This window comes from Salipiger sp. ABF4_146, from assembly GCF_056161345.1.
This window is the reverse complement of sequence record NZ_JBSWYX010000002.1, coordinates 44,870-64,699: the sequence shown is the minus strand read 5'-3', so window position 1 is coordinate 64,699 and position 19,830 is coordinate 44,870. Positions and strand designations below refer to the sequence as shown.

The following is a 19,830-nucleotide window of genomic DNA, read 5'->3' as shown; positions in this document are numbered from 1 at the left end:
CCATGGCGGCGCCCAAAGACCCCAACGCCGCACCGCATGTCCCCGTCCTGCTGCGGCCCCTGCTGGCGGCGGTGGCACCTGTGCAGGGCACGTGGATCGACGGCACCTTCGGGGCAGGGGGCTATGCGCGCGGTCTGCTGGATGCGGGCGCCGACAAGGTGATCGGCATCGACCGTGACCCGCTCGCCCATCAGATGGCCGCCGATTGGATCGGCCAGTACGAAGGCCGGCTCGAACTCGTCGAAGACAATTTCGCCAATATGGATGCGCATGCGCAGGACGTCGATGGCGTGGTGCTCGATCTGGGCGTGTCGTCGATGCAGCTTGACCGCGCCGAGCGCGGGTTTTCGTTCCAGAAAGACGGCCCGCTCGACATGCGCATGGAGCAGTCGGGCGAGACCGCCGCCGACCTGGTGAAGCGGCTCGACGAGACCACGCTTGCGAATGTGCTTTACACCTTCGGCGAAGAGCGCGCCTCGCGCCGCATCGCCAAGGCCATCGTGCGTGAGCGCGCGGTCGAGCCGATCGAGACGACGGCGCGACTGTCGTCCATCGTCGAAGCCTGCCTGCCGCGCCCCAAGCCCGGCCAATCGCACCCGGCGACGCGCTCGTTTCAGGCGCTGCGCATCGCGGTCAACGACGAATATGGCGCGCTGTGGCGCGGGCTGATGGCCGCCGAACGGGCGCTGAAACCCGGCGGTCTGCTGGCTGTCGTCACCTTTCATTCGGTCGAAGACCGCATGGTCAAACGCTTCCTTCAGGCGCGGGCGGGGCGGCTCAATTCGGTCAGCCGCTACGAGCCGCAGGTCGAGACGGAGGCGCCGCGCTTCGAACTGGTGACCCGCAAGGCTGTGGGGCCGGACGAGGAGGAACTGGCGGTCAACCCGCGCGCCCGCTCGGCGCGCCTGCGGGTGGGGCGCCGGACAACGGCAGAGGCCGGAGATATCGAATCCGGGGTGCTCTCCATGCCCCAGTTGAGAGGAAAGAGCTGATGCGAACGCTTCTCTATGTGACCACCTTCATGGCGGTGATCGGGCTGGCCTTCTGGGCCTATCACGAGAACTACAAAACGCAGGCCTCGCTGGACAACGTGCGCGAATTGCAGCGCGACATCGGCGACGCGCGGGCGCGTCTGGCGATCCTGCGCGCCGAATGGGCCTATCTGAACCGCCCCGACCGGCTGCGCGATCTGGCCGAGCTGAACTTTGAGCGGCTTGGCCTTCTGCCGATGCGCCCCGAGCAGTTCGGGCGCATCGATCAGGTGAATTACCCTGACAACCGCGCGCTGGTGTTCAACGATCTGGTCGACGTGACCAGCGCAGGCGCTGCCTCGGGGGCGTCGCAATGAACGGGCGCATCCCGCTTCGCCCGCTGGCGCGCGTCCTCGACGCCCGGCGCCGCGGTGAGAACCCGGATGCGATCGAACGCGAGAACCTGCGCATCCGTCACGAGCAGATGCGCGACAAGGCTCGCACGCGCGCCGAGGGTCGGCTTCTGGTGCTCGGGTTGGTGTTCTTCTGTGCCTTCGTGGTGATCGGCCTGCGCATGGGCATGCTGGCGCAATCGCAAGCCGAAGAGCCGCGGGCGCAGCTTCCGGGGGCGTCGATCATTGCCTCGCGCGCCGACATCGTCGACCGGCAGGGCCGGGTGCTGGCCACCAACATGGAAACGCACTCGCTCTACGCCCATCCGCACCAGATGATCGAGCCGCTACGCGCCGCCGACGAACTTCTGAAGATCTTCCCCGATATCGATCGCGAGCGGCTGGTGAAGGATTTCACCAACGGCAAGCGTAAGTTCATGTGGGTGAAGAAGAAGATCAGCCCCGAACAGATGCAGGCGGTGCATGACATCGGCGAGCCTGGTCTGCTGTTCGGCCCGCGCGAGATGCGGCTCTATCCCAATGGTAAGCTGGCCTCGCACATCCTTGGCGGTGCCAGCTTCGGGCGCGAGGGCGTGGCCTCGGCCGAGGTCATCGGCACGGCGGGGATCGAGCGCTTTTTTGACGACGAACTGCGCGATCCGGCCCGGGGCGGCGCGCCGCTGGAACTGTCGATCGATCTCAGCGTGCAGGCGGCGACCGAGCGCGTGCTGGAATCGGGCATGAAGCTGATGAACGCCAAGGGCGCGGCGTCGGTGCTGCTGGATGTGCACACCGGCGAGATCATCGCCATGGCCTCGTTGCCCGATTTCGACCCCAACGACCGACCCCGCCCGCCGGTGTCGGGCAGCCCGTCGGACAGCCCGCTGTTCAACCACGCGGTGCAGGGGGTCTATGAACTGGGGTCGACCTTCAAGATCTTCGCCGCCGCGCAGGCGCTGGAACTGGGGCTGGTGAAGCCCGACACGGTGATCGATACCTCGCCGCCGATGAAGGTCAGCGGCTTTCGCATCGGCGAGTTCGAGGGCCACAACTACGGCAAGCAGACCGTCCAAGGCATCATTCAGCACAGTTCGAACCGCGGCACCGGCAAGATGGCGCTGGCGATCGGCGCCGAGCGGCAGCAGCAGTTCATGAAGTCCATGGGGTTCTTCGACGCCACCGGCATCGAACTGACCGAGGCGGCAGGCGGCAAACCGCTGCTGCCCAGCCGCTGGACCGAGCTGAGCACCGTGACCATTTCCTACGGCCATGGTCTTTCGGCCTCGCCGCTGCATCTCGCGGCGGGCTACGCGGCGATTGCCAATGGCGGGCACAAGATCAATCCGACGCTGCTCAAGCAGGACGGGCCGCACTACGGCCCACGGGTGATGTCCGAGAAAGTCGCCGGCGAGTCGGCGGAAATGCTTCGGCTTGTGGTCACCGAGGGCACCGCCAGCTTCGGCGATGTGCCGGGCTACAAGGTGGCGGGCAAGACCGGCACCGCCGACAAGCCCAAGGAACGCGGCGGCGGCTATTACAAGGACAAGGTGATCGCCACCTTCAGCTCGATCTTCCCCGCCGACGATCCGCAATACGCGCTGGTGGTGACGCTGGACGAGCCGGTGGAAACCTCGGGCAGCCGTCCGCGCCGCTCGGCGGGCTGGACCGCCGTGCCGGTGGCCGCCGAGATGATCGGCAGGATCGCGCCGCTTCTGGGCTTGCGTCCGGAATACGATGTGCCAGAAGAGGAAGAGGTGACGCTGGTCCGGAACTGACCGGGCGGCGCGCCTCTGGCCGGTTTCTGGCCATACGTATTTGAAGAACGATGAAAGGGCCGTCATGAGCACCGTCTCTGAGGGAGGCAAGAGCCTCGGCGAGTTGGGGCTGACCGCACGCGGCGGTCGCGATGCAAAGGTGACGGGGGTCTCGGTCGACAGCCGGGAGGTACAACCGGGGCATCTGTTCGCGGCGCTGCCGGGCACCAAGGTGCACGGCGCGACATTCATCCCCACCGCACTGGCGCAGGGCGCCGCGGCCATTCTCACCGATGCCGAAGGCGCCGCGCTGGCCGCTGACGCGCTGGCCGAAAACGAGGCGGCGCTGGTCATCGCCGCCGACCCGCGGCAGACGCTCTCTTATGTCGCGGCGCTGTGGTTCGGCGCGCAGCCGCAGGTGATGGCCGCCGTCACCGGCACCAACGGCAAGACCTCGGTCGCGACCTTCCTGCGTCACATCTGGCAAGACCTTGGCTGTCGCGCCATCAACCTCGGCACCACTGGCGTCGAAGGCGACTGGCAGGCGCCGCTGAAGCACACCACACCCGAGCCGATCACCCTGCATCGCGCGCTGTCCGAAGCCGCCGCTGCGGGGGTCGATCACTGCGCCATGGAGGCCTCGAGCCACGGGCTCGACCAGCGCCGCCTCGACGGGGTGCAACTGGCGGCAGCGGGATTCACCAATTTCACGCAGGATCACCTCGATTACCACGCGGATTTCGAAGAGTATTTCGCCGCCAAGGCGGGGCTGTTCGCGCGGGTTCTGCCGGATGACGGCATCGCGGTGATCAATATCGACGACCCGCGCGGCGTCGACATGATGGCCATCGCCCGTGCGCGTGGGCAGGAGGTGATCTCGGTCGGCGCGGCAGAGGGCTGCGATCTGCGCATCCTCGGCCAGCGCTTCCATGCCACCGGGCAGGACCTGCGGCTCGACTGGCGCGGCGCGGTGCAGCAGCTGCGGCTCGGGCTCATCGGCGGCTTTCAGGGGCAGAACGCGGCGCTGGCCGCGGGCCTTGCGCTGGCCTGCGGCGCTGAGGCCGAACGGGTGTTCCCGGCTTTGGAGCGGCTGGAGACGGTGCGCGGCCGCATGCAACTGGCGGCGACGCGCGACAACGGCGCAGCGGTCTACGTCGACTTTGCCCATACACCCGACGCCGTGGCAACCGCGCTGCAGGCGCTGCGCCCGCACGTGATGGGCCGGCTGATCGCCATCGTCGGCGCCGGCGGCGACCGCGATCCGGGCAAGCGCCCGCTGATGGGGGCCGCGGCACATGAGTTCGCCGACATGGTGATCGTCTCGGACGACAACCCGCGCAGCGAGGATCCGGGCGCAATCCGTGCCGAGGTGCTGGACGGCGCGCCGGGCGCGCTGGAGGTCGGCGACCGCGCCGAGGCGATCCTGCGCGGCGTTGATGCGCTGGGGCCGGGGGATGCGCTGATGATCCTCGGCAAGGGCCATGAGACCGGGCAGATCGTCGGCGATACGATCTACCCCTTCGACGACGTCGAGCAGGCGAGCGTTGCTGTGAACGCGCTGGACGGGAGAGGGCTGTGACGCTTTGGACGGCTGAAGAGGCCGCCGCCGCAACCGGCGGGCGGGCCATTGGCAACTGGAGCGTCAGCGGCGTTTCGATCGACACCCGCACGCTGGAGAAGGGCGATCTCTTTGTCGCCCTGACCGCGGCGCGCGACGCGCATGACTTCGTGGCGCAGGCGCTGGAGAAAGGCGCAGGGGCCGCGCTCGTCAGCCGTATCCCGGAGGATGTGCCCGAGGATGCGCCGCTGCTGATCGTCGACGACGTGCTGCCGGGGCTGGAGGCGCTGGGGCGCGCAGCGCGGGCGCGCACGCGGGCGCAAGTGGTGGCGGTGACCGGCTCGGTGGGCAAAACCTCCACAAAGGAGATGCTGCGCACGGTGCTGGGCGCGCAGGGCACGGTTCATGCCGCCGAAAAGAGCTACAACAACCACTGGGGCGTGCCGCTGACGCTGGCGCGGATGCCTGCGGATGTGGATTTTGCCGTGATCGAGATCGGCATGAACCACCCCGGCGAAATCGCCCCGCTGAGCCGCATGGCACGGCCGCATGTGGCGATGATCACCATCGTCGCACCGGCGCATCTGGCCGCCTTCGAGAACCTCGAAGGCATCGCGCGCGAGAAGGCGGCGATCTTCGAGGGGCTGGAGCCCGGCGGCAGCGCCGTGGTCAATGGCGATCTCGAGGTCTCGCCGCTGCTGGTCGAACTGGCCGAGGCCAAGGCGGCGCAGGTCATCACCTTTGGCGAGGCGGCGGGCAATCATCACCGCGTCGAAGAGGTCACCGTCGGCGATGCCACCACCGTGGCGCAGGGCCGCGCGTGGCGTACGCCGGTGCTTTACAAGGTCGGCGTGCCGGGACGGCATTTCGCGGTCAACGGCATGGGTGTTCTGGCGGCGGTGCATGCGCTGGGGCTGGACCGCGCGCTGGCGGTCACCGCGCTGGGGCAATGGGAGGCCGGAGCGGGCCGCGGCCTGCGCGAAGAGATCGTGCTCGACCCGGTAGAGACCGAGCAGACGCTCGAGTTGATTGACGACGCCTATAACGCCAACCCCGCCTCGCTTGGCGCCTCGCTGGAAGTGCTGGCGGGCGCGCAGCCGAAGAACGGGCTGGGGCGCGTCGCGCAGGGACGGCGCATCGCCTATCTGGGCGATATGAAGGAACTGGGCACGCAGGAGCACGACCTGCACCGCGCGCTGGCGCGGCATCCGTCGATGGGCCACATCGATATCGTGCATTGCGTCGGGCCGCTGATGCGCGATCTGTGGCTGGCGCTGCCCGAGGACAAGCGCGGCCATTGGGCCGAAACCAGCACGGCGATGGCCGAGCGGGTGCGCCATGATCTCGACGCTGGCGATGTGGTGCTGGTCAAGGGCTCGCTGTCGATGGCGCTGGCGCGCGTGGTTGACGCGATCCGGAAAATGGGTCATGCGCGCGCCACTATCTGACAAGAAGGACCGGGGCTCATGCTCTATTGGCTGACTGGACTGAGTGACGGCGGCGATGTTTTCAACCTGTTCCGCTACATCACCTTCCGGGCGGGCGGAGCGTTCCTGACCGCGCTGATCTTCGGCTTCCTGTTCGGGCGTCCGCTGATCGACGTGCTGCGCAAGCGGCAAGGCAAGGGCCAGCCGATCCGCACCGACGGCCCCGAGGGGCATTTCGTCAAGGCAGGCACTCCGACCATGGGCGGGCTGCTGATCGTCGGTGCGCTGCTGACCTCGACGCTGCTTTGGGCGCGGCTCGACAACGGGTTCGTGTGGATGGTGCTGTTTGTCACCATGGGCTACGCGATGATCGGCTTCGCCGACGATTATGCCAAGGTGAAGAAGCAGAACACCGACGGCGTGTCGGGCAAGGTCCGCTTGCTGATCGGGTTCGGCATCGCCGCCATCGCGGCGGCTTGGGCGGCATGGCTGCACCCGGCGGAACTGACCGGGCAATTGGCGTTCCCGGTGTTCAAGAACCTGCTGCTTGATATGGGCTGGCTGTTCGTGCCGTTTGCGATGATCGTCATCGTCGGCGCCGCCAACGCGGTGAACCTGACCGACGGGCTCGACGGGCTGGCGATCATGCCGGTGATGATCGCCGGCGGCACGCTGGGGATCATCGCCTACGCGGTGGGCCGCACCGACTTCACCGAATATCTTGATGTGCACTACGTGCCCGGCACCGGCGAGATCCTGATCTTCACCGCCGCGCTGATCGGCGGCGGGCTTGGTTTCCTGTGGTACAACGCGCCGCCCGCGGCGGTGTTCATGGGCGACACCGGCTCGCTGGCGCTTGGCGGCGGGCTTGGCGCCATCGCGGTGGCCACCAAGCACGAGATCGTGCTGGCCATCGTTGGCGGTCTTTTCGTCGTCGAGGCGCTGTCGGTGATCATTCAGGTGCTTTATTTCAAGCGCACCGGCAAGCGGGTGTTCCTGATGGCGCCGATCCATCACCACTACGAGAAGAAGGGCTGGGCCGAGCCGCAGATCGTCATCCGGTTCTGGATCATCTCGCTGATCCTCGCGCTGATCGGTCTGGCCACGCTGAAGCTGCGCTGAGGCGCGGCGGGCGGTTTGACAGGCCGGGGGCGCTGCCCCCGGACCCCCGGGATATTTGCATCTAGACGAAGGGGCGGCTGCGGCCTGTGCGCGCCGGGTCCTCTGGTGCACGCGCGGCCGATGCGATAGCGGTGGTGGCAGCGAACTGCAGGCGTGAGGGCATTGGGATGATTCCGGTTTCTGGCTTTGAGGAGCGCTGCGTTGCGGTGCTGGGGCTCGGGCGGTCTGGGCTGTCGGCGGCGCGGGCGCTGCGCGAAGGCGGCGCTGCGGTGCTGGTCTGGGACGACAATGCCACCGCCCGCGAGGGGGCCGAGGCCGAGGGCTTCGAGAGCCGCGATCTGGCCAAGCCGGGCGGCTTTGACGGCGTCGACTGGCTGGTGGTCTCTCCGGGCATCCCGCATCTTTACCCCGACCCCAACCCGGTGATCGCCGCCGCCTGGGCGGCGGGCGTGCCGGTGGACAATGATATCGGCCTGTTCTTCCGGGCGCTGGCCGGGGCCGGGGCGGCGTGGGACATGTACGATGTGCCGCCGCGGGTGATCGCGGTGACCGGCTCGAACGGCAAGTCCACCACCTCGGCGCTGATCCACCACATTCTGCAGAGCGCCGGGCGCGAGAGCCAGCTGGCAGGCAACATCGGGCGCGGCGTGCTGGACATCGACCCGCCGGGCGACGGCGGCATCGTGGTGCTGGAACTGTCGAGCTACCAGACCGATCTGGCGCGCGCGCTGACGCCCGATGTGGCGGTGTTCACCAACCTGTCGCCCGACCATCTGGACCGGCATGGCGGCATGGGCGGCTATTTCGCCGCCAAGCGCCGGCTGTTCGCCGAAGGCGGGCCGGACCGCTGCGTCATTGGCGTGGACGAGGCCGAAGGGCAGTATCTTGCCAACCAGCTTTCCGAGGGGCCGACGGATGACCGGGTGATCAAGGTCTCTTCGGGCAGCAAGCTGGCCGGCCCGGGCTGGCTGGTGTTCGCCAAGAAGGGGTTCCTGACCGAATGGCGCAAGGGGCGGCAGGTGGCCTCGATCGACCTGCGTGCGGTCAAGGGGTTGCCGGGGGCGCACAACCACCAGAACGCCTGCGCGGCCTATGCCGCCGTGCGCGCGCTTGGCGTGGCGCCGCGGCAGGTCGAGGCGGCGTTCCACAGCTTTGAAGGGTTGCCGCATCGCAGCCAGATCGTCGCCGAGGCGGGGGGCGTCACCTATGTCAACGACAGCAAGGCCACCAATGTGGATGCGGCGGTCAAGGCGCTGCTGGCCTTCGACAACATTCGCTGGATCTGCGGCGGGCTGATGAAGGACGGCGGGCTTGGCGGGCTTGCGCCGGGGCTGGGCCATGTCGCCAAGGCCTATGTCATCGGGCGCGAGGCGGCGAATTTCGCGCTGGGGCTGCCGGGCATCGAGGCGGAGGTCTGCACCGACATGGCCACCGCCGTGGCACGCGCCCGCGCCGAAGCGCAGCCCGGCGAGGTGGTGCTGCTGGCCCCCGCGGCGGCCAGCTTCGATCAATACGACAGCTTCGAAAAGCGCGGCGAGGATTTCGCCGCCCGCGTGCGCGACGGCCTCTAGGCCTTTTTCGGGGCGTTGCGCAGGCGGCTGAGATGACCGCCCAGCAGCGCCTCCAGATGCACCGCGCCAAGCTGCGCCGGCATGCTCGGCAGTTTCAGGATGCGTGCAATGGCGAACCGGTGCGCGCCGCCGCTGGCGCGCAGCAGGGTGCCGTCACGGGCGACATGCAGCAGGATGCCGCCATGTTCGCGGCGGAAATAGTCGGGCAGTTCGGCCCGCGACAGCAGACGTCCGCGCTGGCGCGTCTCTTCGAACACCCGGTCGAGCGCGGCATAGCGCGCGTCGAGTTCCTCGGCAGAGCCGCATTCGTCGGGGCGTTTGCCTTCGGAGATTTCGCGCATCAGCCGGGCGAACAGCGGCGTCTCGCGCCACGGCACGCCTTGTTCGTAGTGCAGTACACAGCTTTGCAGCTTGGTGTTCTTGCCGATCTCGCTGCGCTGCAGATCCCAGTCGCCGGGCACGATCTTGCCGCTGTGCGGGCGGCGCAGATGCAGCCCGCCGCTGTAGCTGTAGTCCACTTCCAACGGGTTCACATGGATCAGCTCGTCCGAGAGCGGCGCCTCGCGCCCGTAGCGGATGCGGTTGAGCAGATCGCGCGCGGCTTTGCGCGGCACCTGCGCGCGCAGGTCGCGGACCCAGTTGAGGGGATGCAGCGTGGGATAAACGGCGAAGGCCATGGATGTGCCCTGTGTGACAAGCGCATGACAAGATGGAAGCATCGCCGGGGTTTTTCAAGACCCGGCGTCAGCCTGCGGCAAGAGATTGCCCCGCCGCGGCCCCCGAGGCCCAGGCCCACTGGAAGTTGTAGCCGCCGAGCCAGCCGGTGACATCCACCGCTTCGCCGATGAAATAGAGGCCGGGCTGCGACTTTGAGCCCATGCTGCGGCTGTCGAGCCCGTCGGTGTCGACGCCGCCCAGCGTGACCTCGGCGGTGCGCCAGCCCTCGGAACCGGAAGGCCGCAGCACCCATGCGCGCAGCGCCTCCGAGAGCGCCTCGGCGCGCTTGTCCGACAGATCGGCGAGGTTGCCCGAGAGATCGAGATGATCGGCGAGGTAACCGACCAGCCGCTCGGGCAGGATCTGCCGCAGTTCGGTGGTCAGCGCGCGCTTGCCCGCGCCCTTGCGCGCAGCGCGCAGATGCGCGGCGGGGTCGAGGGCGGGCGAGAGGTTGACGCTGATCTCTTCGCCCTCGTGCCAATAGCTGGAGATCTGCAGGATCGAGGGGCCGGAGAGCCCGCGGTGGGTAAACAGCAGCGCCTCGTCGAAGCTGGTGCCATTCGCCGAGACGCGGGCGGGCAGCGAGACCCCGGCCAGATCGGCAAAGCGCTTTTCGGGGAAGGTCAGCGGCACGAGGCCGGGGCGGGGCGCGATCAGCGCGTGGCCGAACTGCCGGGCGATGTCATAGGCGAGGCCGGTGGCGCCCATCTTGGGGATCGAGCGCCCGCCCGTCGCCACCACGAGGTTCTTGGCGCGCACCACCGTCTCGCGGCCCTCGCGTTCGAGCCGCGCGGTGTAGGTGCCGTCCGCATAGGTCAGTTCCCGCAGCGAGGTCTGCAGCCAAAGCTCGGCGCCCGCCGCCTCCATCTCGCGCAGCAGCATGGCGATGATCTGCGTCGCCTTGCCGTCGCAGAACAACTGGCCCAGCGTTTTTTCGTGCCATGCGATGCCGTGCCGCGAGACCAGTTCGATAAAGTCCCACTGGGTGTAGCGCGCCAGCGCCGATTTACAGAAATGCGGGTTCTGCGACAGGAAGCGCGACGGCTCGGTGCCGAGGTTGGTGAAATTGCACCGTCCGCCGCCGGAGATACGGATTTTCTCGCCCGGGGCGCGGGCGTGATCGATGACCAGCGTGCCCGGCCCGGCATGGGCGGCACACATGAGGCCGGCGGCACCGGCGCCGAGGATGAGCGTGTTGATCTGCATGTCGCCCTGAAACACCGGATCGCGCCGCGCCGCAAGAGCGGGCAGGGGGTGGCCATCGCGGCGTAGCAGGACTGCGGCGGCTTCCCAAACGGTACGGCAGGTGCTAGCCTTCTGCGCAAGATCCGGAAAAATCCGGACGATCAGGCAAATTGAGCGGTATTCCCATGACGGAAATGGTCTACGGCGCGGTCTCCGTGCGCGATGGCGAACCTGTCCTGCCGAAATGGTGGCGGACGGTAGACAGATGGTCGCTGTCCTGTGTTCTGATGCTTTTCGGGGTCGGCATTCTGCTGGGCCTCGCGGCCTCGCCGCCGCTGGCCGAGCGCAACGGCTTTGCGCCGTTCCACTACGTGCAGCGGCAGGCGTTCTTTGGCGGGCTGGCGCTGACGGCAATGTTCCTGACCTCGATGATGACCCCGGTGATGGTGCGCCGGGCGGCGGTGATCGGCTTTGCGTTTGCCTTCGCCTCGCTGCTGGCGCTGCCGTTTCTGGGCACCGACTTCGGCAAAGGAGCGGTGCGCTGGTACTCGCTGGGCTTCGCCTCCGTGCAACCCTCGGAATTCCTGAAGCCGGCTTTCGTGATTGTGGCCGCATGGCTGATGGCCGCGAGCCAAGAGATCGGGGGACCGCCGGGCAAAACTTGGTCGTTCGGGCTGATGTGCGCCATCGTGATCACGCTGGCGCTGCAGCCCGACTTCGGTCAGGCCTGCCTGATCCTCTTTGGCTGGGGCGTGATGTGGTTTGTCGGCGGCGCGCCGATGTTCCTGCTGCTGTGCCTTGCAGGGCTCGTCGTTCTGGGCGGGACGTTTGCCTATAACAACTCCGAGCACTTCGCGCGGCGCATCGACGGCTTTCTGACGCCGGACGTCGATCCCAACACCCAGCTTGGCTATGCCACCAACGCCATTCGCGAAGGCGGGTTCTTTGGTGTCGGCGTAGGCGAGGGGCAGGTGAAATGGTCGCTGCCCGATGCGCACACCGATTTCATCATCGCCGTCGCCGCCGAGGAATACGGGCTGGTGCTGGTGATGGCGATCATCACACTTTACGCCACCGTCGTGGTGCGTTCGATGACCCGGCTGATGCGCGAGCGCGATCCCTTCATCCGCCTTGCAGGCACCGGCCTTGCGGCGATGTTCGGTGTGCAGGCAATGATCAACATGGGCGTGGCGGTGCGGCTGCTGCCGGCCAAGGGCATGACACTGCCCTTCGTCAGCTACGGCGGCTCGTCGCTGATCGCCGGGGGCATCGCGGTGGGCATGCTGCTGGCCTTCACCCGCTCGCGTCCGCAGGGCGAGATCGGCGAGATCCTGCGTGCGCGGATGCGCTGAGGCATAGGGCGGGCCGCGGCGCTTTTCCGCCGCGGCCCGCTGCGATAGACGGGCGCGAAATCGTGGTGCCGCGTCCGAGTCTGGTAATCAGTCAAGCGCGGTGTGGAATGCAAGGCAGCGGGGCATCAGACCCCGCGCAGGAACGAGGTCGAGCATAATGGCGGAACACGGCAAACGCCCCCTTCTGGTCATCGCGGCCGGCGGCACGGGCGGGCATATGTTCCCCGCGCAGGCGCTGGCCGAGATCATGCTGCGCCGGGGCTGGCGCGTGAAACTGTCGACCGACGCACGCGGGGCGCGCTACACTGGCGGCTTCCCCCATTCCACGGAAATCGAAGAGGTCAGTTCGGCCACCTTCGCGCGCGGCGGGCTGATGTCTAAGATCACCGTGCCGCTGAAGGTGGGCAAGGGCATCCTGTCGATGGCGCGCCGGTTCCGCCGTGACCGCCCGAACGTGGTGGTTGGTTTCGGCGGCTATCCGTCGATCCCGGCGCTTGGCGCGGCGCGGCTGCTGAAGCTGCCGTCGATGATTCACGAACAGAACGGTGTGCTGGGCCGGGTCAACGAGATCTTTGCCAAGAAGGTCGACGCGGTGGCCTGCGGCACATGGCCGACCAAGCTGCCCCAGGGAGTCGAGGGCATCCCCGTCGGCAATCCGGTGCGCGCCGCGGTGCGCGAACGCGCGGCGGCGGGCTATATTCCCCCGGGCGATTACCCGATGTCGCTGCTGGTGATCGGCGGCTCGCAGGGCGCGCGCATCCTGTCGGACGTGGTGCCCCCGGCGATCGAACGCCTGCCGATGGAGATCCTGCGTCATCTGCGGGTCAGCCATCAGGCGCGCGACGAAGACGGAGAGCGGGTCGCCAAGTTCTACTATGAGCACGGCATCGACGCTGACGTGCAGCCGTTCTTCAACGACGTGCCGGCGCGCATGTCTGAAGCGCAGTTGGTGATCTCGCGCTCGGGGGCCTCCTCGGTGGCGGATATCTCGGTGATCGGGCGGCCTTCGATCCTGATCCCCTTTGCCGCGGCGCTCGCCGATCATCAGACGGTCAACGCGCAGGGGCTGGTGGATGCCGGCGCGGCGATCCGCATCCCGGAAAGCAAGCTGTCGGTCGAGGCGATGACCGAGGCGATGGCGGCGGTGCTGGCCAATGGCGAGGGCGCGGCGCAGATGGCGCGCGCGGCGCTGTCGGTCTCGCACCCCGACGCGGCGCTTGGTCTTGCCCAGATGGTTGAAGAGCTTGCCGGTTTCGGAACAACCGACGAGTCCGAGCATTATGAAGAAGAACAATACCAAGAACAGGCGGGACAGCAGGAGGCCGGGCCAAGATGAAAGATGAAAGACTTCCCGAAGGAGGCGTGGCCATGAGCCCTGCGACCAAACTGCCGGGCGACGTTGGCCCGATCCATTTCGTCGGCATCGGCGGCATCGGCATGTCGGGCATCGCCGAAGTGCTGCTCAATCATGGCTATGCGGTGCAGGGCTCGGACCTCAAGTGCAGCAAGATCACCGAACGGCTGGTCGATCTGGGCGCGGTGATCTTCGAAGGACAGCGCGCCGAGAACCTCGACAGCGCCGAAGTGGTGGTGATCTCGTCGGCGATCAAGCCGGGCAACCCCGAACTTGACGAGGCGCGGCGGCGCGGTCTGCCGGTGGTGCGCCGGGCCGAGATGCTGGCCGAACTGATGCGCCTGAAGTCGAACATCGCGGTCGCGGGCACCCATGGCAAGACCACCACAACCACGATGGTTGCCACGCTGCTCGACAGCGGCGGGCTCGATCCGACGGTGATCAACGGCGGCATCATCCACGCCTATGGCTCGAACGCGCGCGTTGGCCTTGGCGAATGGATGGTGGTCGAGGCTGACGAGAGCGACGGCACCTTCAACCGTTTGCCCGCGACCATCGCCATCGTCACCAACATCGACCCCGAGCACATGGAGCACTGGGGCTCGATCGAAAAGCTGCGCGACGGCTTTTACCAATTTGTGTCGAACATTCCTTTCTACGGTCTGGCGGTGTGCTGCACCGACCACCCCGAGGTGCAGGCGCTGGTGGGCCGGGTGACCGACCGCCGCGTGACCACCTATGGCTTCAACGCACAGGCCGATGTCCGGGCGATCAACCTGCGCTACGAAAAGGGCATCGCGCATTTCGACGTGGCATTTCAGGCCGAGGACATGGTGATCGAGGGCTGCACCCTGCCGATGCCGGGCGATCACAACGTGTCGAACGCGCTCTCGGCGGTGGCCATCGCGCGCCATCTGGGCATGACCGGCGATGAGATCCGCACCGCGCTGGCGAACTTTGGAGGCGTCAACCGGCGCTTCACCCGCGTCGGCGAGGTGAACGGGGTGACGGTCATCGACGATTACGGCCATCACCCGGTGGAAATTGCAGCGGTGCTCAAGGCCGCGCGGCAGGCATGCGAAGGCCGCGTCATCGCCGTGCACCAGCCGCACCGTTATTCGCGACTGCACTCGCTGTTCGATGATTTCTGCACCTGCTTCAACGAGGCCGACGTGGTGGCCATCGCCGAGGTCTACGGCGCTGGCGAGGACCCGATCGAGGGCGCGACCCGCGACGATCTTGTGGCCGGGCTGATCCGCCACGGTCACCGCCACGCGCGGGCGATCATCAGCGAGGACGATCTGGAACGGCTGGTGCGCGAGCAGGCCCGTCCCGGCGACATGGTGGTCTGCCTTGGCGCGGGCACCATTTCGAGCTGGGCCAACAACCTGCCGGCGCGGCTGGAGAAATGAGCAGGCCGCGCCCGTGAGTTTGCTCTGGGCCATCGCGGGCGTGATCGTCCTGCTGTCGGCGGTGGCGGTGCTGGGGATCCTGCGCCGCCTCGTCTTTTTCTTTGCTCTGGCGTTCTTCGCGCTGCTGGCGCTGCAGATCAATCACGATCCCTCGGGCAGTGCAGCGCTGATCGCCAGCACTGGCGGCGGGCTGCTTGTGGCGTGGCCGGTGCGGCGGTTCCTGACCGGGCTGTTCATCTAGACGCCGGGTCGATGCCAGATTGAGTCCTGCCGCATTGTCAAACCGCTTGCGGGGCAAGGGGGCATGGCCCACTCTGAGGTATCTGCCGGAGAAGCCGCATGACCCTATCGCTTTTTCTCGCCTGCCTGTGGCTGATACTGGCCAATGTTCTGGCGATGCTTCCCTCGCGCGACAATCATTGGCGCCGGGCCTATGTGCTGATCGCGCTGGGGCTGCCGCTGCTGGGTTGGGTGTGGTGGCAAAACGGGCCTTGGCTGGCGCTGCTGGTGCTGCTGGCCGGGGCGAGCGTGCTGCGCTGGCCGGTGCTGTATCTTTACCGGTGGCTGCGCAGGCGCATCGCCTGAACTGCACGGGCCCTTTACCCTTGCGGCGGAACACGGCAGAACCCTGCGCATGATAGACCAACTTCCCTCCGTTCGCGGCCGCCTCACCGAAGGTCGCCCGCTCTCTGACCTCACATGGCTGCGCGTCGGCGGGCCCGCCGAGGTTTTGTTTCAGCCTGCCGATCTGGAGGATCTGCAGCAGTTCCTCGCGGCGCTGCCGGAAGACGTGCCGGTGTTCCCGATGGGCGTGGGCTCGAATCTCATCGTGCGGGATGGCGGGCTGCGCGGCGTGGTGATCCGGCTGGGGCGCGGCTTCAACGGGACCGAGATCGAAGGCACCCGCGTTACCACCGGCGCGGCCGCTCTCGACGCGCAGGTGGCCAAGCGCGCGGCGGCGGCAGGGGTTGATCTGACCTTTCTGCGCACCATTCCCGGCGCGATCGGTGGGGCGGTGCGGATGAACGCGGGCTGCTACGGCACCTATGTGGCCGATCATCTGGTGGAGATCAAAGCGGTGCTGCGCGACGGCGCGCTGGTGACGATTCCCGCCGCCGATCTGCAGTTGCAGTATCGCCAGTCGCAGTTGCCAGCAGGCGCGGTGGTGGTCGAGGCCGTGTTCGAGGGCAGCCCGGGCGCGCCCGACGACCTGATCGCCCGCATGGAAGCGCAGGTGAAGAAACGCGACGCGACCCAGCCGACCAAGGACCGTACCGCTGGCTCGACCTTCCGCAATCCGGCGGGGTTCAGCTCGACCGGCAAGGCCGATGACACGCATGAGTTGAAGGCGTGGAAGGTGATCGACGACGCCGGGATGCGCGGCGCCACGCGGGGCGGGGCGCAGATGAGCCCGATGCACTCCAACTTCCTTGTGAACACCGGCGAGGCAAGCGCCGCCGATCTGGAAGGTCTGGGCGAGGAAGTTCGAAAAAGGGTTTTCCAACACAGTGGTTTGCAGCTACAGTGGGAAATCATGCGGGTCGGCGATCCGCTGGAAAACGAGGGTGGATAACGCCCCGACTCCCGTTCCATGGTCGATCCATAGTCGCATCAGACAGTGGCGCACCAGACAAGGCAGGCGGGAAAGAACGAACGAGGCGGCAGTCTTCCCCGAAATTTCAGGGTCGCACGCCGTGGTGAATCCGACTCGCGGGCCGAATTAGGCGGTGCGCGGGCGCTCGACCGGGGCAAACCCCGGCGACACACACGACGGGGCAAAGCACCCCGCACAACGAGGCAGTTTTGGGGATGTCGAGCAGGGCAGCTCCCAAAGTGGCGGTATTGATGGGCGGACCCTCGGCCGAGCGCGAGGTGTCGCTGAGTTCCGGTCAGGAATGCGCCGCCGCTTTGCGGGACGAGGGATTTAACGTGATTGAACTGGACGCGGGGCCCGATCTGGCCGCGCGGCTGGCGGCTCTGACTCCCGACATCGTTTTCAACGCACTTCATGGCCGCTGGGGCGAGGACGGCTGCGTGCAGGGCATGCTCGAATGGCTCCGCATTCCCTATACGCATTCGGGTGTGCTGTCCTCGGCACTGGCCATGGACAAGGACCGCTCCAAGCAAGTCTATCGCGCCGCCGGGCTGCCGGTGGTCGACAGCGTTCTGGCCGACAAGGCCGAGGTCTCGCAGCGCCACGTGCTTACGCCGCCCTATGTGGTCAAACCGTTCAACGAGGGCAGTTCGGTTGGCGTCTATCTGGTGATGGACGGGGCCAACACGCCGCCGCAGCTGTCCGAAGAGATGCCGCAGACGGTGATGGTCGAAACCTATGCGCCGGGCCGCGAACTGACCACCACGGTGCTGGGGGATCGCGCGCTGACCGTCACCGACATTATCACCGACGGCTGGTACGACTACGACGCCAAGTACAAGGCGGGCGGCTCGCGCCATGTGGTCCCTGCCGAGGTGCCGCAGGAGATCTTCGACGCCTGTCTCGACTACGCGCTGCGTGCCCATAAGGCGCTTGGCTGTCGCGGCCTCAGCCGCACCGACTTCCGCTGGGACGAAAGCCGCGGCGTCGACGGGCTGGTGCTGCTGGAAACCAACACCCAGCCGGGCATGACTCCGACGTCGCTGGCGCCCGAGCAGGCGCAGGCCAGCGGCATGTCGTTTGGCGCGCTTTGCCGCTGGATGGTGGAGGATGCCTCATGCGACAGGTAGGGGCCGCCCCGGCGCGAATGCCGCGCCCGCAGAAGCCGCGTCCGCAGCAGGTGCATCGCGCCGATCCCGCGCCTTCGCGCCTGAAGTACCGGCTCGAGCGGCTGATGCTGACGCCGCTGTTCCGCTTCACGCTGCGCGTCGGTCTGCCGTTCCTCGTCGGGATTGGCGGCGCGGGTGCCTATTTCTCGATCGACAGCAACCGCGAGGCGTTCATGGGCGCCATCATGTCGGTGCGCGACCAGATCGAGGCGCGGCCCGAGTTCCGCGTCAACCTGATGGCCATTGATGGTGCCAGCGACGGCGTGTCCGACGATGTGCGTGAGATTCTCTCGCTCGACTTCCCGCTCAGCTCCTTTGACCTCGATCTCGACCAGATGCGCGAGATCGTCGCCGGGCTGGATGCAGTGAAGACCGCGAGCCTGCGGATCACGCAGGGCGGCGTGCTTGAGGTCAATGTGGTCGAGCGCGTGCCGGTGGTGCTGTGGCGCGGTTTGCGCGGGCTGGAGATGCTCGACGCAGAGGGCGCGCTTGTTGGTCCGGCGGGCCGCCGGGCCACGCATTCCGATTTGCCGGTGATCGCCGGCACCGGTGCCGAGGCGCGGGTGCCCGAGGCGCTGCAACTCTTCGCCGCGGCGGCACCGCTGGCGGGGCGTCTGCGCGGGCTGGAGCGGGTCGGGCTGCGGCGCTGGGATCTGGTTCTGGATAAGGGGCAGCGCATCTTGCTGCCCGAAGAAGGCGCCGTTCAGGCGCTCGAACGTGCCATGGCGATGGATGGCGCCGTGGACATGCTGTCGCGCGATATCGCGGCGGTGGACCTGCGTCTGGCGCAGCGTCCGACCCTGCGGCTGAACCATAGCGCGGCGGAAGAATACTGGCGGATCAAGTCTATCGAGACCGGGGAAACACGATAATGTTCGAGCTTTACGAGTCACAGCGGGCGATGCGCAACATGCGCAAGGCGGCGATGCAGCGCGGTGTCGTGGCGGTGCTCGACGTGGGCAGCTCGAAAATCGCCTGCCTCGTGCTGCGCTTCGATGGCAGCGAGCAGGGCGACGACAGCGGCGTCGGCTCGCTGGCCGGGCAGGCCGGGTTCCGGGTGATCGGCGCGGCCACGACGCGCTCTCGCGGGGTGCGCTTCGGCGAGATCGCTGCGATGACCGAAACCGAGCGCGCCATCCGCACCGCGGTTCAGGCTGCTCAGAAGATGGCGGGTATCCGGGTCGACCACGTGATTGCGTGTTTCTCGGGGGCCGAGCCGCGCAGCTACGGGCTGGACGGGCAGGTGAGTGTCGATGGCACCACCGTCACCGAGCAGGATGTGGCGCGGGTGCTGTCGGCCTGCGATGTGCCCGAAGTGGGGCATGGCCGCGAGGTGATGCATGCGCAGCCGGTGAACTTCGCGCTGGATCACCGCTCGGGGCTGAGCGATCCGCGCGGGCAGATCGGCCGCGAGCTGACCTGCGACATGCACATGCTGACGGTCAATGCGCAGGCGATCCAGAACCTCGCGCATTGCGTCAAGCGCTGTGATCTCGAACTCGCGGGCATCGCCAGCTCGGCCTATGTGTCGGGCGTGGCAGCGCTGGTCGAAGACGAGCAGGAGTTGGGCGCGGCCTGCATCGACATGGGCGGCGGCGCCACGGGCGTGTCGATCTTTATGAAGAAGCACATGATCTACGGCGATGCGGTGCCGATGGGCGGCGATCACGTCACCGGGGACATCTCGATGGGGCTGCAGATCCCCATGGCCATGGCCGAGCGGATCAAGACTTTCTACGGCGGCGTGCACGCCACCGGCATGGACGACCGCGAGATGATCGAGATCTCGGGCGACACGGGCGACTGGCACCACGACCGCCGGCAGGTGAGCCGCGCCGAACTGATCGGCATCATGCGTCCGCGGGTCGAGGAGATTCTCGAGGAGGTGCGCGCCTGCCTTGATGCGGCGGGCTTCGAGCATCTGCCGAGCCAGCAAATCGTGCTGACCGGCGCGGCGAGCCAGATCCCCGGCCTCGACGGGCTGGCGAGCCGCATCCTTGGCAGTCAGGTCCGGCTGGGCCGCCCGATGCGCGTGCATGGCTTGCCGCAGGCGGCGACAGGGCCGGGCTTTGCGTCGGCGGTGGGCATGTGCCTGTTTGCCGCGCACCCTCAGGACGAATGGTGGGATTTCGAGATCCCGGTCGAGCGTTATCCCGCCCGTTCGCTGAAGCGTGCGGTGAAGTGGTTCCGCGACAACTGGTGATCGGGCAGGGGAAGGCGGCTCGCGGGCCGCTCAAACCCTCGCGAGGAGA

At 67.4% G+C, this 19,830-nt stretch carries 18 protein-coding genes; 16 read left to right on the top strand and 2 right to left on the bottom strand.

The genetic code is table 11. The features are described 5' to 3' along the window. The first annotated feature begins 2 nt into the window (after positions 1-2). The 7 genes from rsmH (at position 3) to murD (ending at position 8,795) form a co-directional block, all read left to right on the top strand. Positions 3-992 (top strand): 16S rRNA (cytosine(1402)-N(4))-methyltransferase RsmH, encoded by a 990-nt coding sequence (rsmH, locus tag ACXAJT_RS03055; RefSeq protein WP_475232904.1) that lies wholly within the window; start codon positions 3-5, stop codon positions 990-992. Continuing rightward, a complete protein-coding gene (ftsL, locus tag ACXAJT_RS03050) occupies positions 992-1,348 on the top strand; it encodes a cell division protein FtsL (RefSeq protein WP_475232902.1) in 357 nt (118 codons plus the stop codon). Before rsmH ends, ftsL begins: the two co-directional genes overlap by 1 nt. After that, on the top strand, positions 1,345-3,138 hold the full coding sequence (locus ACXAJT_RS03045; protein ID WP_475232899.1) for a peptidoglycan D,D-transpeptidase FtsI family protein: 1,794 nt from the start codon (positions 1,345-1,347) through the stop codon (positions 3,136-3,138). Before ftsL ends, ACXAJT_RS03045 begins: the two co-directional genes overlap by 4 nt. Before the next feature lie 64 nt (positions 3,139-3,202). After that, positions 3,203-4,696, top strand: coding sequence for a UDP-N-acetylmuramoyl-L-alanyl-D-glutamate--2,6-diaminopimelate ligase (locus ACXAJT_RS03040; protein WP_475232896.1), 1,494 nt, complete (start codon positions 3,203-3,205; stop codon positions 4,694-4,696). Beyond that, positions 4,693-6,123 (top strand): UDP-N-acetylmuramoyl-tripeptide--D-alanyl-D-alanine ligase, encoded by a 1,431-nt coding sequence (locus ACXAJT_RS03035; protein WP_475232894.1) that lies wholly within the window; start codon positions 4,693-4,695, stop codon positions 6,121-6,123. The genes ACXAJT_RS03040 and ACXAJT_RS03035 overlap by 4 nt, the downstream gene beginning before the upstream one ends. Positions 6,124-6,141: 18 nt before the next feature. Beyond that, positions 6,142-7,224 carry a phospho-N-acetylmuramoyl-pentapeptide-transferase gene (gene mraY, locus ACXAJT_RS03030; RefSeq protein WP_475232892.1) on the top strand — a complete coding sequence of 361 codons (1,083 nt, stop codon included), beginning with the start codon at positions 6,142-6,144 and terminating at the stop codon, positions 7,222-7,224. 167 nt (positions 7,225-7,391) lie between these two features. After that, positions 7,392-8,795, top strand: a complete 1,404-nt coding sequence (gene murD, locus ACXAJT_RS03025; RefSeq protein ID WP_475232890.1) for a UDP-N-acetylmuramoyl-L-alanine--D-glutamate ligase — start codon at positions 7,392-7,394, stop codon at positions 8,793-8,795. Here the strand turns inward: murD and ACXAJT_RS03020 are convergent. After that, complete coding sequence (locus ACXAJT_RS03020) at positions 8,792-9,472, bottom strand: hypothetical protein (RefSeq protein ID WP_475232888.1); 681 nt, start codon at positions 9,470-9,472, stop codon at positions 8,792-8,794. The genes murD and ACXAJT_RS03020 overlap by 4 nt on opposite strands. Positions 9,473-9,539: 67 nt before the next feature. After that, positions 9,540-10,718: a BaiN/RdsA family NAD(P)/FAD-dependent oxidoreductase gene (locus ACXAJT_RS03015; RefSeq protein ID WP_475232886.1), complete on the bottom strand. Its 1,179-nt coding sequence runs from the start codon at positions 10,716-10,718 to the stop codon at positions 9,540-9,542. A 164-nt stretch (positions 10,719-10,882) separates the two neighbouring features. On the opposite strand from ACXAJT_RS03015, the gene ftsW reads away from it, so the two are divergent. From ftsW to ftsA, 9 genes are all read left to right on the top strand, one after another. Continuing rightward, positions 10,883-12,049: a putative lipid II flippase FtsW gene (gene ftsW, locus ACXAJT_RS03010; RefSeq protein ID WP_475233563.1), complete on the top strand. Its 1,167-nt coding sequence runs from the start codon at positions 10,883-10,885 to the stop codon at positions 12,047-12,049. A 157-nt stretch (positions 12,050-12,206) separates the two neighbouring features. Continuing rightward, positions 12,207-13,385, top strand: a complete 1,179-nt coding sequence (locus tag ACXAJT_RS03005) for a UDP-N-acetylglucosamine--N-acetylmuramyl-(pentapeptide) pyrophosphoryl-undecaprenol N-acetylglucosamine transferase (protein ID WP_475232884.1) — start codon at positions 12,207-12,209, stop codon at positions 13,383-13,385. Between the two features lie 32 nt (positions 13,386-13,417). Beyond that, the gene (murC, locus tag ACXAJT_RS03000) at positions 13,418-14,815 is read left to right on the top strand and encodes a UDP-N-acetylmuramate--L-alanine ligase (protein ID WP_475232882.1); all 1,398 of its coding nucleotides are present in this window, start codon (positions 13,418-13,420) and stop codon (positions 14,813-14,815) included. 13 nt (positions 14,816-14,828) lie between these two features. Further along, positions 14,829-15,056 carry a hypothetical protein gene (locus ACXAJT_RS02995; RefSeq protein WP_475232880.1) on the top strand — a complete coding sequence of 76 codons (228 nt, stop codon included), beginning with the start codon at positions 14,829-14,831 and terminating at the stop codon, positions 15,054-15,056. A 98-nt stretch (positions 15,057-15,154) separates the two neighbouring features. Next, a complete protein-coding gene (locus tag ACXAJT_RS02990; protein WP_475232878.1) occupies positions 15,155-15,400 on the top strand; it encodes a DUF2484 family protein in 246 nt (81 codons plus the stop codon). 49 nt (positions 15,401-15,449) lie between these two features. Then, the gene (gene murB, locus ACXAJT_RS02985; RefSeq protein ID WP_475232876.1) at positions 15,450-16,388 is read left to right on the top strand and encodes a UDP-N-acetylmuramate dehydrogenase; all 939 of its coding nucleotides are present in this window, start codon (positions 15,450-15,452) and stop codon (positions 16,386-16,388) included. 272 nt (positions 16,389-16,660) lie between these two features. Continuing rightward, positions 16,661-17,539, top strand: a complete 879-nt coding sequence (locus ACXAJT_RS02980) for a D-alanine--D-alanine ligase (RefSeq protein WP_475232873.1) — start codon at positions 16,661-16,663, stop codon at positions 17,537-17,539. A gap of 17 nt (positions 17,540-17,556) precedes the next feature. After that, positions 17,557-18,450: a cell division protein FtsQ/DivIB gene (locus ACXAJT_RS02975; RefSeq protein ID WP_475233561.1), complete on the top strand. Its 894-nt coding sequence runs from the start codon at positions 17,557-17,559 to the stop codon at positions 18,448-18,450. Further along, complete coding sequence (gene ftsA, locus ACXAJT_RS02970; RefSeq protein WP_475232868.1) at positions 18,450-19,781, top strand: cell division protein FtsA; 1,332 nt, start codon at positions 18,450-18,452, stop codon at positions 19,779-19,781. The genes ACXAJT_RS02975 and ftsA overlap by 1 nt, the downstream gene beginning before the upstream one ends. Positions 19,782-19,830: the final 49 nt, after the last annotated feature.